The organism is Jiangella asiatica (genome assembly GCF_004349065.1).
In the GTDB taxonomy this organism is placed as follows: domain Bacteria; phylum Actinomycetota; class Actinomycetes; order Jiangellales; family Jiangellaceae; genus Jiangella; species Jiangella asiatica.
The window spans coordinates 41,759-57,799 of sequence record NZ_SMKZ01000033.1; the positions used below are offsets into that span (position 1 = coordinate 41,759).

Annotated in this window: 14 protein-coding genes and 1 pseudogene; 11 read left to right on the forward strand and 4 right to left on the reverse strand. The window is 71.3% G+C overall.

Annotated elements, in window-relative coordinates:
- Positions 1–199: 199 nt before the first annotated feature.
- From E1269_RS20845 to E1269_RS20865, 5 genes are read left to right on the forward strand one after another with little or no spacing between them, the layout of a single operon-like run.
- Positions 200–1,207, forward strand: a complete 1,008-nt coding sequence (locus tag E1269_RS20845) for a hydroxyacid dehydrogenase (RefSeq protein ID WP_131898106.1) — start codon at positions 200–202, stop codon at positions 1,205–1,207.
- Complete coding sequence (locus E1269_RS20850; protein ID WP_131898108.1) at positions 1,204–1,956, forward strand: SDR family NAD(P)-dependent oxidoreductase; 753 nt, start codon at positions 1,204–1,206, stop codon at positions 1,954–1,956. Before E1269_RS20845 ends, E1269_RS20850 begins: the two co-directional genes overlap by 4 nt.
- 35 nt (positions 1,957–1,991) lie before the next feature.
- The gene (locus tag E1269_RS20855; protein ID WP_131898110.1) at positions 1,992–2,756 is read left to right on the forward strand and encodes a ThuA domain-containing protein; all 765 of its coding nucleotides are present in this window, start codon (positions 1,992–1,994) and stop codon (positions 2,754–2,756) included.
- A 5-nt stretch (positions 2,757–2,761) separates the two neighbouring features.
- Positions 2,762–3,604: a sugar phosphate isomerase/epimerase family protein gene (locus tag E1269_RS20860; protein WP_131898112.1), complete on the forward strand. Its 843-nt coding sequence runs from the start codon at positions 2,762–2,764 to the stop codon at positions 3,602–3,604.
- On the forward strand, positions 3,601–4,344 hold the full coding sequence (locus E1269_RS20865; RefSeq protein ID WP_203433937.1) for an SDR family oxidoreductase: 744 nt from the start codon (positions 3,601–3,603) through the stop codon (positions 4,342–4,344). The genes E1269_RS20860 and E1269_RS20865 overlap by 4 nt, the downstream gene beginning before the upstream one ends.
- Before the next feature lie 34 nt (positions 4,345–4,378).
- Here E1269_RS20865 and E1269_RS20870 read toward each other — a convergent pair.
- The 4 genes and pseudogenes from E1269_RS20870 to E1269_RS20885 form a co-directional block, all read right to left on the reverse strand.
- Positions 4,379–4,890 (reverse strand): annotated as a pseudogene (locus E1269_RS20870) (transposase); the annotation flags it as partial.
- Between the two features lie 203 nt (positions 4,891–5,093).
- Positions 5,094–5,927 carry an enoyl-CoA hydratase/isomerase family protein gene (locus E1269_RS20875; protein WP_131898114.1) on the reverse strand — a complete coding sequence of 278 codons (834 nt, stop codon included), beginning with the start codon at positions 5,925–5,927 and terminating at the stop codon, positions 5,094–5,096.
- A 15-nt stretch (positions 5,928–5,942) separates the two neighbouring features.
- Complete coding sequence (locus E1269_RS20880) at positions 5,943–6,734, reverse strand: enoyl-CoA hydratase/isomerase family protein (protein WP_131898116.1); 792 nt, start codon at positions 6,732–6,734, stop codon at positions 5,943–5,945.
- A 104-nt stretch (positions 6,735–6,838) separates the two neighbouring features.
- Positions 6,839–7,618 carry an IclR family transcriptional regulator domain-containing protein gene (locus E1269_RS20885; protein WP_131898118.1) on the reverse strand — a complete coding sequence of 260 codons (780 nt, stop codon included), beginning with the start codon at positions 7,616–7,618 and terminating at the stop codon, positions 6,839–6,841.
- A gap of 271 nt (positions 7,619–7,889) precedes the next feature.
- Between E1269_RS20885 and E1269_RS20890 the strand changes: the two genes are divergently transcribed.
- The 6 genes from E1269_RS20890 to E1269_RS20915 all read left to right on the forward strand — a co-directional run bounded on the left by E1269_RS20890 (position 7,890) and on the right by E1269_RS20915 (position 16,038).
- Positions 7,890–10,070, forward strand: coding sequence for an acetate--CoA ligase family protein (locus E1269_RS20890; RefSeq protein ID WP_162606546.1), 2,181 nt, complete (start codon positions 7,890–7,892; stop codon positions 10,068–10,070).
- 56 nt (positions 10,071–10,126) lie between these two features.
- On the forward strand, positions 10,127–10,846 hold the full coding sequence (locus E1269_RS20895; RefSeq protein WP_131898122.1) for an SDR family oxidoreductase: 720 nt from the start codon (positions 10,127–10,129) through the stop codon (positions 10,844–10,846).
- Between the two features lie 3 nt (positions 10,847–10,849).
- The gene (locus E1269_RS20900) at positions 10,850–11,884 is read left to right on the forward strand and encodes an ABC transporter substrate-binding protein (RefSeq protein WP_131898124.1); all 1,035 of its coding nucleotides are present in this window, start codon (positions 10,850–10,852) and stop codon (positions 11,882–11,884) included.
- Positions 11,881–13,068 carry an ABC transporter ATP-binding protein gene (locus tag E1269_RS20905; RefSeq protein ID WP_131898126.1) on the forward strand — a complete coding sequence of 396 codons (1,188 nt, stop codon included), beginning with the start codon at positions 11,881–11,883 and terminating at the stop codon, positions 13,066–13,068. Before E1269_RS20900 ends, E1269_RS20905 begins: the two co-directional genes overlap by 4 nt.
- Positions 13,065–14,777 (forward strand): ABC transporter permease, encoded by a 1,713-nt coding sequence (locus tag E1269_RS20910; RefSeq protein ID WP_131898128.1) that lies wholly within the window; start codon positions 13,065–13,067, stop codon positions 14,775–14,777. Before E1269_RS20905 ends, E1269_RS20910 begins: the two co-directional genes overlap by 4 nt.
- Positions 14,778–14,859: 82 nt before the next feature.
- A complete protein-coding gene (locus E1269_RS20915; protein WP_131898130.1) occupies positions 14,860–16,038 on the forward strand; it encodes a thiolase family protein in 1,179 nt (392 codons plus the stop codon).
- Positions 16,039–16,041: the final 3 nt, after the last annotated feature.

The window sequence follows — 16,041 nt, forward strand, 5'->3', positions numbered from 1 at the left end:
GGCTCCCCTCCGAGTCGCAGGCAGCTGGACAGACCGGTAAGACCAGTTGCTGAACTATGGAGCATGCAAGGTGTGCACGTCAACCGGCATCGCGGTGCACCTTTCCCTTTACTGGTCTTGCCAGTTTGACCGCGCCTCCTCTACAGTCGCGCACCAAGCCCTGGACCGTCGGGGCACGCGACGAAGCGAGGAGTGAGCCGTGACAGAGCCATCCCCACGTGTGGCAGTGCTGTTGACCGACCGCGCCCGTGCGATGGTCATGAGCGACCGGGCCGCGGAGCGGCTGGACGCGCTCACCGAGGTCACCTGGGCGAGCGGAAACGCCGACGACTGGGACCTCGACAGCCTGCTCGAGGGGGCGGTCGCGGCCGTCACTGGCTGGTTCACCCCCTGGATCGGTGCCGACCTGCTCGAAAGACACCCGCGGCTGCGATTCCTCGCGCACACCGCCGGGTCCGTCCGCGGCCTTCTGCCGCTCGAGCTCGTGGGTGCTCGGCTGCGGGTGAGCCACGCGACACCGCTGTTCGCGCCGGCGGTCTCCGAGTTCACGATCATGCAGATGCTCAGCTGCCTGCGACACCTGCCAGCGCTGGACAAGGGGATGAAGGCCGGAGCCGCCTGGGACTCCTTCGACGGCCGCTACCGCGCGGGCCTGCTGGGCTCGCGAACGGTCGGCGTGATCGGCGCTAGCCGGAGCGGCCGTGCCGTCATCACGCTGCTGCGGGCGTTCGGCGCGACCGTGCTGGTGGTCGACCCGACGGTGTCCGAGGAAGACGTCGCGGCCCTTGGCGCCGAGCGGGTCGAGCTGGACGAACTGCTGCGCCGCTCGGACATCGTGACGCTCCATGCGCCGCTGCTGCCGGAGACGGAGGGCATGCTGGGCGCCCGCGAGCTCTCCCTGATCCGGGACGGCGCCATCCTCGTCAACAGTGCACGCGGCGGGCTGATCGACAGCGCTGCCCTTTATGCGGAGTTCAGCAGTGGCCGGCTGAGCGGCGCTCTGGACGTCTTCCCCGAGGAGCCGCTGCCCGACCAGAGCGCCTGGCGCGAGCTCGACAACGTCATCGTCTCGCCGCACCGCGCCGGATACACCGTCGAGTCGCATCTGCGCAACGGCGACGCGATGGTCGATGAGATCGGGCGCTGGCTGCGCGGCGAGCTTCTGCAGTTCGAGATCCCGCCGCAGCGGGTTGCGGTGGTCGCATGAGCCGCGACCTCGCCGGACGGTCTGCACTGGTCACGGGTGGCGGCACCGGCATAGGGCGCGGTATCGCCCTGGCATTGGCCGCTGCCGGCGCCGACGTCGCCCTGACCTACCACAACCACGACGGCGAGCAGGTGGCTGCGGAGATCCGGTCGGCCGGCCAGCGATCCCGGGCGTTCGCCCTCGACGCCCTGGACAGCCGTGATGTGGACCGTGTCGTCGACGCCGCGGCGGCGGAGCTGGGTCGCCTGGACATCCTCGTGAACAACGTCGGCGGGCTGGTGGCCCGGCAGGACGGTGCCACGATGTCCGATGAGCACTGGCACCGGGTCATCGACATCAACCTGTCCAGCGTCATGTACGCCACCCGCGCCGTGCTGCGCCACCTGCCCGACGGCGGCCGTGTCGTGACCATCTCATCCCTGGCCGCTCACCACGGCGGGGGCGCGGGCGCCGCCGCTTACGCAGCCGCCAAAGCCGGGGTGCACGGTCTGTCGCGCAGCCTGGCCAAGGAGCTGGGTCCGCGCGGGATCACGGTGAACGTCGTGGCCCCTGGACTGATTCTGCAAACCCCCTTCCATGAGACCTTCACGCCCGTCGAGGCCCAGCAAGCCGCGGTCGCGGCAACACCGCTGGCCCGTGCTGGCGTGCCGGCTGATGTGGCCGGCGCGGTGGTGTATCTCGCGTCGGATCGCGCGTCCTTCGTGACCGGCGCCGTCCTGGACGTGAACGGCGGCACGTACTTCGTCTGATCTCCCAAGCGATCCGATCCGAAACGAGGACCCGTATGACCGCGTTGACCGTGACCGTCTGGAACGAGTTCGTCCACGAACGCGAGGAGCCCGAGGTCCAAGCGATCTACCCGAAGGGCATCCACTCCGTCATCGCCGACGCCCTCCAGGCTCGTCTGGGTGGCGCCGTCCACCTGCGGTCCGCGACGCTCGACCAGCCGGAGCACGGCCTGAGCGAGGAGGTGCTCGAGACCACCGATGTGCTGATCTGGTGGTCGCACATCGCCCAGGAGCAGGTGGCCGACGAAGTCGTCGAGCGCGTTCACGACCGGGTTCTGCGCGGCATGGGCATGATCGCGCTACACTCCGCGACCAAGTCGAAGATCTTCCGCAAGCTCATGGGGACGTCCTGCTGTGTGCGCTGGCGTCGCGAGAAGGACCGAGAGTTCGTGTGGACGATCAAGCCCGACCACCCCATCGCCGCCGGGCTGCCCGAGGTCTTCTCCATCCCCCAGCAGGAGATGTTCTGCGAGTTCTTCGACGTCCCGGACCCCGACGAGCTGGTCTTCATCAGCTCCTTCCCAGGTGGCGAGGTGTTGCGCAGCGGTCTGTGTTATCGCCGCGGCTATGGCCGCGTCTTCTATTTCAGCCCCGGCGACCAGGACTTCCCCGTCTATCACCACCCGCTGGTCCAGCAGGTGCTCGCAAACGCCGTGCAATGGGCTCGGCCGGCAGCCGGCGTGCGCACCGACCCCTACCTGAGTCGCAACAGCCCCACCGGGTGGCTGGACGCCGTGCCGCACGGCGTAGCCGGGAAGTGACGCACATGCCGGTCACTGTGCTGTTCACCAAGCTTTTCGGGTCGCTTCCCCTTGAGTCGGTGGGCGAGGCCGCCGCTGATCTGGGGTTCGACGGCATCGACCTGTTGATCCGCCCGGGGTCCAGCGTCGTGCCGGACGAGCCGGCTGGCATCCCTGCAGCAGTCCTCGCCATAGCGAGGGCCGGCCTCCGCGTACCGACCGCGACCACCGACCTCACCAGCGTCGACGTGAGCGGGCTCAAGGAAGGTAGGGGAGCGGCCGAGGCGGTGCTGGGCGCCTGCGCAGAGGCCGGGATCGGCCTGGTGCGGCTGGGGTACTGGTACTACGACGGCACGCGGCCGTACCGGAAGCTGTTCGACGATGCGCGGCGCGACCTCGACGGTTTGGAACGTCTGGCCAGCAGGTTCGGACTCGTTCTAACTGTCCAGCTGCACGGGGGCACGATCCACTCGTCCGGCGCGCTGACCGCCCGCTTGCTCGAGGGACACGACCCAGCGCTTCTCGGCGCCTATATCGATCCGGGTAACCAAGCGGTACAGGATGGCCGAGAGGACTGGCGTCTGACGTTCGACCTGCTGGCGCCTTGGCTGCGTTGTGTCGGAGTGAAGAACGGGGGATGGGCGGCCGCGGGCACGGACCCGTCGGGGCAGCGGCTGTGGAGCTCGGACTGGCTCGGAGTGCCGGACGGCTGCGTGCCGTGGCACGACATCCTCGCCTACCTGACTCGGAGCGCGTACGAGGGGCCGCTGTCCTTCCACGGCCACTACGAGCTGCCGTTCGAGCATGTCCTCGACCAGACCCGTACCGACCTGCGATACGTGCGGCGGCTATTGGAGGCCGACCGGTGAGCGCTTCGTGGGAGTGCCACCGGCTCGCCGGCCAGGTCGTCCTGATCGCCGGGGCCAGCAGCGGCATGGGACGGGCCACCGCCCTCGCCGCCGCCGGCGAGGGCGCCGCGGTGGGCGTGCTGGCCCGTCGGGGCGATGTGGTGGACAGTGTCGTCGGTGAGATCACCGCCGCCGGGGGTGAGGCGGCACCGTGCGTTGCCGATGCTACGTCGGAGACGGAGACCGCAGCGGCGGTGAAGATGCTGACGGAACGGTTCGGGCGGCTGGACGCCCTGGTGAACTGCGTCGGTACGAACATCGCCGAGCGGTCGTTGCGGCTGATCGACGCGGACCACTGGCGGGCTGTGCTCGCGGCCAACCTGGATGCCGGATTCGTCCTGACCCGGTCCGTCCTGCCGACCTTCCGCGCACAGGGCGACGGACTGATCGTGCACGTGTCTTCGTCCGCGGCGAAGCGCGCGGATCTCGCGGGCGTCGCGTACCACGCCGCCAAGGCGGGGATCGCCGGTCTGGCGCACGCGACCATGGAGGAGGAACGTCCCAGTGGCGTCCGGGTGAGCGTGATCTTCCCCGGGTTGACCGATACCCCGCTGGTGGCGAAGCGGCCAGAACCGGTGCCGCCGGAGGTCATGGCGCTGGCCATGCAGCCCGAGGACGTCGCCGCGATGTGTGTCGCCCTGCTGGCGCTGCCGGCGCGGGCGTACGTGCCGGAGTTGCTGCTCTACCCGAGCCGACTGTAGACGGAACAACGGCGGCGCGTCGGAAATGACCAGCTTTGACGCCGGCCAGGCCGCGAGCGACCAGGCCGGCGAAGTACACGTTTCGGTCTCGCTGGTGGCGGCCTCGTCGCCGAGGACCTCGCGGTGCCCGTCGGCGTTGACGCCGGTCACCACGAGTACGACAGTGTTGATTACGCGGCCGCGGCCGCGGACCTTCATGGTCAGCGTGTCGGTCGCGACGAACGTGAACGGCTCGGCATCACCAAGCGGTCGGGTGCGGAATGCCGCGACCTCCTCGTCCGGGTCCGCCGCCATCCGCGAGACCTGCGACCTCGACAACGACGTGATGCCGAGGGTCTGCACGAGCTTGTCCATCCGCCGGGTGGAGCCACCAAGCAGGTAGCAGGCCGCGACCACGCTGATCAGCGCCGCCTCGGCCCGCTTGCGCCGCTCCAGCAGTCACCCCGGGACGTACGTCCCCTGGCGCAGCTTGGGAATCGCCACATCGATCGTGCCCACGCGGGTGTCCAGCTCGCGGTGCCGGTAGCCGTTGCGGAAGTTCACCCGCTCCTGATCAAGGTGGACGAGGCGAGGGCAGGTGGGGGAGGCGGTCGAGGCCAGGGGCGATGTGAAGCCAGCGTGCCGTGGCCCTGCACGACAGCCCAAGAGTCATCGAGCATCGCTGAGGTCCCCGTCGCATCAGCACTGGACGGGAAGCACCGTCCTGCTACCGCTCGTGAGAGCTCTCGGTCAGCGAACGCCATCTAGTGTCAGCGCAGCGTCCAGACCGGCTTCCGCTTCTCGGTGAAAGCGCGCGCTCCTTCGGCGCCGTCGTCGGTCTCGGCGATCTGCTGGTCGAGGTGGCGGGCGTAGCTCTTGAGCGCGGCCGGGAACTCGGCCGTCAGGCGGTAGAGGCGGATCGCGCCCTGCACGGCCAGCGGCGAGCTGCGGCAGATCATCTCGGCCAGCCTCTCGGCCGCGCCGACCACCTCGTCCTTGGGGACCACCTCGTTGACGATGCCCTGGCGCAGGCAGTCCGCGGCGCTGAGGCGGCCGTTGCACAGGGTCAGGTACGCCGCCGCGGTGCGCGGCAGCGCCAGGTACATCTCGTGTGGTGCGCCGAGCCGGCCGACGTTGGTGTGCTGGTCGCCGATCCAGGCGTCGTCGGCCATGACCCGTAGCTGGCACTGCAGCGCGAGGTTGAGGCCGACGCCGACGGCGAAGCCGTTCAGGGCGCAGATGAGGGGCTTCTCCAGCTCGACGTCCTGGGGTTGCCCACCGCCGCCCCAGTGGAAGAGCGGGCTGTTCGGGTCCTCGTGCGGGGTGCGCTCGCCGCGGGCCTGGTACTCGGCCAGGAACTTGACGTCGCGGCCGGCGCAGAACGCGTCGCCGGTGCCGGTGACGATGCCGACGTAGACGTCCGGGTCCAGGGCGATGTCGCGCCAGCACGAGCGTAATTCCTGGTAGGCGTAGGTGTGCAGGGCGTTGCGGACGTGCGGTCGGTTGATCGTGACGTAGGCGACGTGGTCCTTCTTCTCGTAGATGACGTGCTCGAGGTCGCGGGGTGTGGACGACGGATCGTAGGGCGATTCGTACCTGGGCAATCCGGGCTCCCTTGGTTACCTGGACGGTGGTTGCGACGGGCCGAAGACGGCCGCTCGTTTCTCGACGAAGGCCCGCCTCGCCTCGGCGGCGTCGGCGCCGCGGCTGACGTCGGCGGTGATGGTTTGTTCCAGCCGGAACCCGTCGCGCAGCGACAGAGCGTCGACCGTCGTGAACGACGTCCTGATGGCGCGGACGGCGGACGGGCTCTTGGCCGCCAGGACAGCCGCGAGCTGGCCGGCCGCGAGGAGCAGCTCGTTCCGCGGCACGCACTGGGCGACGGCGCCGAGCCGGTACATCTCGGCCGCGGGCACGCGCTCTCCGGTCAGCACCATGCGCCGCACCGTGGCCGGTGGCAGCATCCGATGCAGGAAGCTGGCTCCTCCGGCTTGGCCGACGTCGATCTCGGGCATGCCGAAGAACGCGGTCTCAGCCGCGACGACGACGTCGCAGCAGGCCGTGAGCACCGCGCCGGCACCGAGGGCGGCGCCGTTCACGGCGGCGACCACTGGCTTGGCGCTGTCGAGGACGGCGAAGAAGGTCTCGCGGGTCAGCCGCTCGGCCCGCCGCTGCTCGCCGGCGGCGGCGGCCTGGGCCTGCTTCTCCTTGATGTCCGCGCCGGCGCAGAAGACCGGGCCGTTGGCCGCCAGCACCACCGCGCGCACGTCGTCGCGCTCCTGCAGGGAGTCGAACGCGGTGGTCAGTTGCTCGCGCAGGTGCCCGTTCAGCGCGTTGACCGGCGGTCTGGCCAGCGTCACCGTGGCGACGAATCGATCGTCGACGTCGACGTGCACGCTGCCGGACTGCATGCGCAATGTCCTCCAGAGGCCACTGGATGTTCGCAAAGCGAACGCTCGTACAATAAGCGAACAGGCGCGAAGCTATCTGGTCGTCTCGGGGGATGTCAACGGTGCTACGTGCCGACCGCGAGTAGGTCGGCCTCCACGCGCAGGGCGCATTCCTGCAGGTGGCTGAGGAAGCGCCCGGTCAGTTCGGTCATCTCGCTGCTGTGTGCCGGAACGGAGACGTTCATCGCGGCGATGGTGATGCCCCGGGAGTCGTGGATGGGCACGGCCAGCGCGCGCAGCCCTTGCTCGAGCTCCTGGTCGACGGCGGCCCAGCCCTGTTCGCGCACCACCTCCAGCTGGTCGCGCAGCTCGTCGGGGTCGACGATGGTCTGCTGGGTGTGCTGGACGAAGCCCGTGCGCTTCAGTACGTCGTTGAGCTCGTCGTCGGGCAGCCCGGCCAGCAGCACGCGGCCCATGGACGTGGAGACGGCTGGGAAGCGGGTGCCGACACTGATGTTCACCGACATGATCCGCTTGGTGGGCACCCGGGCGACGTAGACGATCTCGTCGTCGTCGAGCACGGACACCGACGACGACTCGTGGACCTGCGCGACCAGACGCTCCATGTGCGGCAATGCGACCTCGGGCAGGTTGAGCGAGGACAGGTAGGCATAGCCCAGGTCGAGGATCTTCGGGCGCAGCGCGAACAGGCGCCCGCCGGTGCGCACGTAGCCCAGCTCCTCGAGGGTGAGCAGGAAGCGGCGGGCCGCCGCCCGGGTCAGGCCGGTGCGCCGCGCCACGTCGCTGAGCGTTAGCTCGGGGTGCTCCGCGTCGAACGCGCGGATCACCGCCAGGCCGCGTGCCAGCGACTGGACGAAATCAGCGCCCTTGTCGTCAGCGGTCATCGTCACCTCCCGGTCGGGTTGGCCGGGCGTCCGCCCTGATGCCTGAGTCTGCCAGGTCACCGACGCCGGTGGCAGGCATGCGTTCGGCGGGTCCGCGTCGCCCGACTTCGTCGTTGACAGCCAGGTTTCACCATGGTTACATCTTCGCGTTCGCTTGATGTACGGCCGTTCGCATGGCGAACAACTGCCGGCCGCGTTTCCCGGCCGGCCGCGTCGAGGCCGTCTCGCGCCGCCGCACGGCAGGTCACCTCCTGCGAAAGGACGCCGCACTGTGAAAGCCCGACCGCACGCCGGATCGGTCTCCGGCTGCGCCGACTTCGCCGACCTGACGGGCCTCCTGCGGCCCCGCAGCGTCGCCGTCGTCGGCGCCTCCGACCGGCCTGGCAACGTGGGCGGCGCCGCGGTGCGCCGGCTGCGCCGCTTCGGCTTCCCCGGCGCGATCGTCCCGGTGAACCCGCGGCGCGCGGACGTCGACGGCATTCCCTGCGTCCCGAGCGTCGCCGCTTCGCCGGAGCCTCCCGACCTGGCGATCCTCGCGGTGCCCGCGGGCGCAACCCCCGACCTGGTCCGCGAGTGCGCCGCGGCGGGCACCCGGCACGGCATCATCTGGTCGGGCGGGTTCGACGAGGTCGGCCCGGCGGGCGCGGACCTGCAGGAGGCTCTGCGCCGCGCCTGCGCCGAGACCGGGTTCTTCGTGCTCGGCCCGAACTGCATCGGTCTCATCGACAGCCACCGGCCGCTGACCGCGACCTTCGCGTCGTTCCTCAGCCACGTCGACCGGCTGATCCCCGGCGACATCTCGATGGTCAGCCAGAGCGGCGGACTGGCGACGACGGCGCAGGCGCTGGCGCAGCGGGCCGGCTTCGGCTTCCGCTACACCATCAGCAGCGGCAACGAGGCGGTGCTCACCGCCGCGGACCTGCTGCACGCGTTGGTGCACGACGACCAGACCCGCGTGATGCTGGCATACCTGGAGGGGGTTCGCGACGGCGACCGGCTCGCGGCCGCGCTCACCGAGGCCCGCACGTGCGGCAAGCCGGTGATCGTGCTCAAGGGCGGCGCCACCGAAGCCAGTGCGGGTGCCGCGGCCGCGCACACCGGGGCCTTCGCCGGCGCCGACCGCACCTGGACCGCCGTGCTGGAGGAGCTCGGCGTGATCCAGGTCGAGTCGTTCGAGGAGATGCTCGACGTCGCCCTGTTCGTCAGCGGCACCGACCCGGAGCAGCTGCCGGCCGGCGACGGCGTGGCCGTGCTCACGTTCGGCGGCGGCATGGGTGTGCTCTCGGCCGACCAGGCCGTCCGCCGTGGGCTGCGCGTCCCCGAGCTCGCGCCGGCCACGCGCGCGACCCTCGCACCGCTGGTGCCGTCGATCGCGTCGACCCGCAACCCGATCGACCTCACGCCCGAGGCATTCAACAAGCACGCTGCGCTGGAGCGCTTCCCCGCCACGCTCGACGCCATCGCCGCCGACCCAGGCGTCGACATCGTCCTGGCCCAGCTCGGCGCGATGGACAGCGGCGGGCCGGACGTGGCCGAACACCTGGCGGCGTTCCGGCGACGCACCGACGTGACGGTGTCGGTCGCCTGGCCACTCGCGCCGGACGGAGTCGTCGACCGCCTTCGCGACGAGGGGCTCCATGTCTTCGACGAGCACTCGCGCGCCGTGACGGTGGCCGCGCGGCTGGCCGGCCGGCGCCCGGTGGTGCCGCCGGCCGCCGCGTGGTCCCCGGCGGGACCGTCGACGCCGCCGCTGGACTGGTCCGCCGCCGTACCCCGGCCGGGCCCGGGCACCGTCGTGACCGAACCGCGCTGCCACGAGATCCTGGCCACCGCCGGGCTGCCGACCGCTGCCGGCCGGCTGGCCGGCAGCGAGGACGACGCCGTCGCCGCCGCGGGCGCCGTGGGCTTCCCCGTCGTGCTGAAGGGCAGCTCGGCCGCCGTCCTGCACCGCGCCGCCGCCGGGCTGGTCGCTCTGCGGCTGCGGACGGAGGAACAGGTGCGCTCGGCGTACCGGCGGCTGACGGAGCGGGCCGGTTCCCTCGGCGTCGCGCTCGACGGCGTGTACGTGCAGCACCAGCTCGACGGCGGCCGCGAGCTGCTGGTCTCGGCGTTTCGCGATCCCACGTTCGGCGTCATGGTTTCGTGTGGCGCGGGCGGGACCCAGACCGAGCTGATCGACGACGTCCGGCTGCACCGTGCGCCGTTCGGCTCCGCGGCCGCCGCCCGGCTGCTGCGCCGGCTGCGCGTCGTCCCACGCGCCGTCCCGAACGGATGGGACCACCAGGACGGAGACCCCGACGACCTGCACCACATCGCGTCGTTCGTCTCGACGTTCTCGCGGCTCGCCGCGGCCGCACCGTGGAGCGCCTTCACGCTCGAGCTCAACCCCGTGCGATGGGACGCGGGGTTCGCGTGCGCCGTCGACGGCCTGCTGATCGTCGAGGAGCCCTGAGCAGCAGCCACTGAGAACACCTGATCACACCCCGTTCCAGCGAGGAGGAGACGCACATGAACGACATGGCAGGCCGGGTGGTCGCGATCACCGGAGCGAGCTCGGGTATCGGTGCCGCCGCGGCGCGGACGCTGGTGGGCGCCGGTGCCAAGGTCGTGCTGGGCGCCCGCCGCACCGAGCGGATCGCAGACTTGGCCGGCGAGCTCGGTGACAGCGCCCGCGCCGTCACGACGGATGTGCGCGACCCGGCTGACGCGCAACGGCTGGTCGACACCGCCGTCGAGGCGTTCGGCCGGCTGGACGCGCTGATCGCCAACGCCGGCATCGGCATGTACGGCGGCATCATGGACCGCACCGACGACGAGCTGAAGGAGATGCTCGACACCAACGTCGCCGGCACGGTCTGGCCGGTCCGCGCCGCGGTGCCGCGACTGCGCGAGAACGGTGGCGGCGACATCGTGATCGTCAGCTCGGTCGCCGGCCTGCGCGGCAGGGGCGTCGAGGCCGTGTACGCCGCCACGAAGCACGCCCAGATGGGCCTGGCCGGTGGCCTCGACCGCGAGCTGCACCGGGAGGGCATCCGCGTCACCGCACTGTGCCCGGGAGGCGTGGTCACCGAGTTCGCCATGGGCAGGGGGCGCACCGACGAGAGTCCGGAGCTAGCCGACATGATGACCGCCGACGACGTCGCCGAGGCAATCCGCTGGGTGCTCGGCCAGCCGTCCAAGGTGCGGACCCTCGTGTACTCCCTGCGCGGGACGACCGAGGAGGACTGAGCGATGAGAGCACGGACAGGGCTGGCCGCCGCGGCGGTGGTGCTCGGCGTCGTCGCCGGTTGCGGTCAGCCGCCGGAGGAGGCCACGGACGACGTAGCCGACGAGGGCCTGGATGCGCTGGTCGAGGCCGCCCAGGAGGAGGGCCGGCTGGTCCACTACTCCGTCGAGACCGATGAGGTCAACGCGGCGCTGGCGACAGCATTCGAGGCCGAGTACGGCATCGAGGTCGAGACGCTGCGACTGACGACCGGACCGATGCTGGAGCGCTTCGCCGGCGAGCAGCGGGCCGGCGTGACCAACGCCGACGCCATCCAGGTGGTGGACCAGAATGTCTGGGAGGAATACCCGGAGTGGTTCGTCGAGCTATCCGACGACGAGGTGCCCGGCTGGTCCGACTACCCCGAGCAGGCCCGGCACGGCACCTGCGCGGACATGATGTACAGCATCGGCGGCATCACCTACAACTCGAAGGCCGTTCCGCCTGACAAGGTGCCGGACTCCTACGAGGACCTGCTCGACCCGTACTGGCGCGGCAAGCTGCTGCTGACCGATCCGCGGTCGACACCGGCCTACATGGGCTGGGCCTCACTGATGGAGCAGACCTACGGCATCGAGTTCCTCCAGCAGTTGGCCGGGCAGGACCTCTCCCTGGTCGAGAGCGCGTCGCCGGGTGCCCAGCAGGTCGCGGCCGGCGCGTTCCAGGCCAACGTGATGGCCCACTTGAGCAACTCGACGGAGCTGCGCAGCCAGGGGGCGCCGCTGGAGTTCGCGATCGTCGACGACCCGCCGGCGGGCCTGGGCACCTGTGCGGGCATCCCCGCAAACGCGCCGCACCCCAACGCCGCCCGGCTCTTCATGCACTGGCGCCTCACCCCGGAGGCGCACAACGCCGCGTGCGCCGTTGTCGAGATCGGTTCTCCGCTGGCGGAGGCGGACCAGTGCGCGCGGCTGCCGGAGAACTGGGAACCGACGCCGTTGGACGCCGTCGGTGACCCGGAGGCCGAGCGCCGCCTCCTCCAGGCCCTGGGCATCGAATGACCGGCCCCGAACCCGACGCCGCCCCGGTTCGGGTCATCGGCCTCACCAAGCACTTCAAGCGCCAGCGCGGCGAGCAGGTGGTCGCAGTCGACGACGTGTCGCTGGAGGTGGGGCGGGGCGAGATGGTGGTGATCCTGGGCCCGAGCGGCTGTGGCAAGACCACGCTGCTGCGATGCGTCGCCGGGCTCGAGACGCCCACTGGCGGCGAGATCCACAGCAACGGGCGGGTGGTCTCGTCGGCGCGGCAGGGTGTGCAGGTCCCGCCGGAGCGGCGCGGCTTCGGGATGATGTTCCAGTCCTACGCGGTGTGGCCGCACATGTCGGTGCGGCGCAACGTGTCGTACCCACTGGCCGTGCGGCGGGTGCCGAAGGCCGAGCTCACCGAGCGGGTCGAGCGCATCCTGCGGATCGTCGGCATCGCCGGGCTGGCCGAGGAGTACCCCGCCCAGCTCAGCGGCGGGCAACAGCAGCGGGTCGCGCTGGCACGGTGCCTGGTGGCCGACCCGGACGTGATCCTCTTCGACGAGCCGTTGTCCAACGTCGATGCCAAGGTGCGTGAGGAGCTGCGGGTCGAGCTGCTCACCATGCAGCAGCGGATCGGGTTCGCGGGCATCTTCGTCACGCACGACCAGGAGGAGGCCACCGCGATCGCCGACCGCGTCGTGGTGATGTGCGACGGGGCGGTCGAGCAGGTGGGTCCACCTCGCGAGGTGTACCGGGCGCCGCGCACCCGCTTCGTCGCCGGGTTCCTCGGCGTCGTCAACGAGTGGGTCGGCACGGTCCAGGACACGTCTGGGCCGCAGCCGCTCGTGCGGACCCCAATGGGAGAGATCGCCGTCGCGGCGGAGAACGTCCCGTCCGACGTCGGCGCCGGCGACCAGGTTGCCGTCATCGCCAGGCCCGAGGTGGTCGCCGTGTCCTCTGACCGGCCCGACGGCGCCGGGCCCAACGTGTGGCCGGCAACGCTGACGACGGAGACGTTCCGTGGTCCGTACGTCGAGCAGTTCCTGGAGGTGAACGGGCAGCGGGTTCGCGCCCGCGGCGCCGGACGGGAGCACCTGAGCGACGGCCAGCGCGTCTTCGCGGCCGCCGCACCGAGGGACCTGAGGGTGCTGGCCGCCGGCGATGCCGCCGATGATCACGCTCGTGACGCCAGCGGAGCCGCTGCCGGGGCCACGCCGTGATCGCGGCGGCGCGGGCGCGGATCGACACGTTCGGGACCGTCGGCCTGGTCCTGACGCTCTCGGTCATCGGCATCATCGCCTACCCGCTGTCCGCGACGGTGGTCAACGCGTTCGTGCCCGGCTCGGCGGTCGACCTGACCCCGATGCGGCTGGTGCTGACCGACGCCGCACTGCACCGGGCCGCCCGCAACACCGGGGTCGTGCTGGTGACCGCCGGGCCGCTGGCACTGCTGATCGGGTCCGCGTTCGCCTGGCTGAACGAGCGCACCGACGCGAGGCTGCGCTGGCTGGCCGATCTCCTGCCGGTGGTGCCGTTGCTGCTGCCGCCGATCGCGTTGAGCATCGGCTGGGTGTTCCTGGCCGACGAGCGGGCGGGCTACGTGAACAGCGCGATCCGGTCGGCGGCGGGCGCGGTCGGGTTCGACGGGTTCGGGGAACAGGGTCCGCTGGACATCGCGTCGTGGCCCGGGCTGATCTTCGTCTACACCATCTCGCTCGTGCCGTACGTCTACCTGATCGTCGCGTCCGCGCTCAAGAACGCGGACCCGTCGCTGGAAGAGGCCTCGCGGATGTCCGCCGCCGGCGTGGTCACGACGCTGGTCCGGGTGTCCCTGCCCGCCGTGCTGCCGGCGCTGGCGGCGGCAGCGCTGCTGGTCGTGATCGTCGGGTCGTCGCTGTTCTCGATTCCGCGGACCATCGGCACGGCGGCCCGGGTGGACACCATCTCGGTCTACATCGTCCGGCTCACGCAGAGCTTCCCGTCCCGCCTGGACGAGGCCGTGGCGGTCAGCCTCCTCGTGCTGGTGGTCATGGGTGGCGTCTGGCTGCTGCAACGACGGATCGCCGCCCGCGGCCGGCACTCCACCATCTCCGGCAAGGCGGCCACCGCGGCGGTCGTCCGGCTCGGCCCGTGGCGGCGCCCGGCCCGGCTGCTGATGGTCGGGTACCTGCTGTGTGTCTCGGCGCTGCCGTTCCTCGCGCTGGCCCTGGTGGCGCTGCAGCCGTTCTGGTCGGCGACGGTGGACGTGTCGGCGCTGACTCTGGACAACGTCCGCGGCTTCTTCACTGACGGCGGCCGCTCGCTGGACGCGCTGCGCACGAGCCTGACCCTGGGGGTGGTGGGCGCGACGACCGGGATCGCGGTGGTCGCGGTGATCGTCACCTACGGGCGCGACCGCGGCGGGGTGGCGGCCCGGTTCGTCGAGGGCGCCACCAAGACGCCGGGCGCGATCTCGCACATCGTGTTCGGCGTCGCGTTGCTCGTGGCGTTCGCGGGCGCGCCCTTCTACCTCAGCGGCACGCTGCAGATCCTGCTCATGGCCTACGTGATCATCTACCTGCCACAGGCGTCCACCGCTGTCGAGGTCGCCCACGGACAGGTCGGCCGGGAGCTGCTCGAGGCGTCGCGGATGTCCGGGGCGTCCAAGGGCCGGACGTTCCGCAGTGTTCTGTTCCCGCTGATGCGGCCGGGGCTGACGGCGGGCTGGGCGCTGCTGTTCGTGGTCATGGTCGGTGACCTGACGGCGTCGGCGATCCTGGCCGGCACCACGAACCCGGTGGTCGGTTTCGTGTTTCTCGACATCTGGGACCACGGCACGTTCTCGGAACTGGCGGCGCTCGGCACGATCGTCAGCCTGGTGACGAGCGTGGTGGTGCTGCTTGCTCTCACCGTCGGCAGCCGTTCCCGGTACCGACGGGCGGGACGTTGACCGAGCTCAGCACGGGCGAGTACGGTCGTGTCCGTATAAAGAACTAGTGTTCGCTATGAGAACTGGTGGGAGAGGCGTTGCCGTGACGGAGACCTTCGTACTGGACGCGGTCCGGACCCCGATCGGGCGCTACGGCGGCGCGCTGGCCGGCGTGCGTCCCGACGACCTGGCCGCCACCGTCCTCGGCGCGCTGGTCGAGCGCACCAGCGGGCTCGACCCCGCCCGGATCGACGACGTGATCCTGGGCAACGCGAACGGCGCCGGTGAGGAGAACCGCAACGTCGCTCGGATGGCCGTGCTCCTGGCCGGGCTGCCCACGAGCATCCCCGGCACGACGGTCAACCGGCTGTGCGGCTCCGGGCTGGAGGCGGTGATCCAGGCCAGCCGGGCGGTCGCCGTCGGCGACGCCTCGCTGGTGGTGGCCGGCGGCGTGGAGTCCATGAGCCGGGCACCGTGGGTCGTGCCCAAGCCCGAGCGGGCACTCCCGCGCGGCGACGAGATGATGTACTCCACCACGCTCGGCTGGCGCATGGTCAACCCGCGGATGCCGCGGCCCTGGACGATCTCGCTGGGCGAGAGCGCGGAGCTCCTGGCCGCGCGGTACGACATCAGCCGTGCGGCGCAGGACGAGTTCGCCCTGGCCAGCCACCAGAACGCCGCGGCCGCGTGGGACCGGGGCGCCTTCGACGCCGAGGTGGTCACCGTCCCGGGCAGCGACTTGGCCACCGACGAGTCGATCCGGCGCGACACCGACGCGCAGGCGCTGGCCAGGCTCAAGCCGGCGTTCGCCGCCGACGGCACCGTCACCGCCGGCAACTCCTCTCCGCTCAACGACGGCGCTTCCGCGGTCCTGCTGGGCACCGACGAGGCGGCGGCGTCCCTGGGCGTGCGGCCGCTGGCCCGGATCGCCGGGCGTGGCGCCGCCGGCGTCGACCCCGACGTCTTCGGCATCGGGCCGGTGCGGGCCGCCGAGATCGCGCTGCGCCGGGCCGGCATCGACTGGCCGGACCTGTCGGCCGTGGAGGTCAACGAGGCGTTCGCCGCGCAGACCCTGGCGTGCCTTGCCGAGTGGCCGAAGCTGGACCCGTCGCTGGTGAACCGGAGCGGTGGCGCGATCGCGCTGGGCCATCCGCTGGGCAGCTCGGGGTCGCGCATCCTCACCACGCTCGCGCACTCGCTGCGCCGCCGCGGCGGTGGTTGGGGCCTGGCCGCCATCTGCATCGGGGTAGGCCAGGGCCTCGCCGTCGTCCTCGAGGCCTGACGG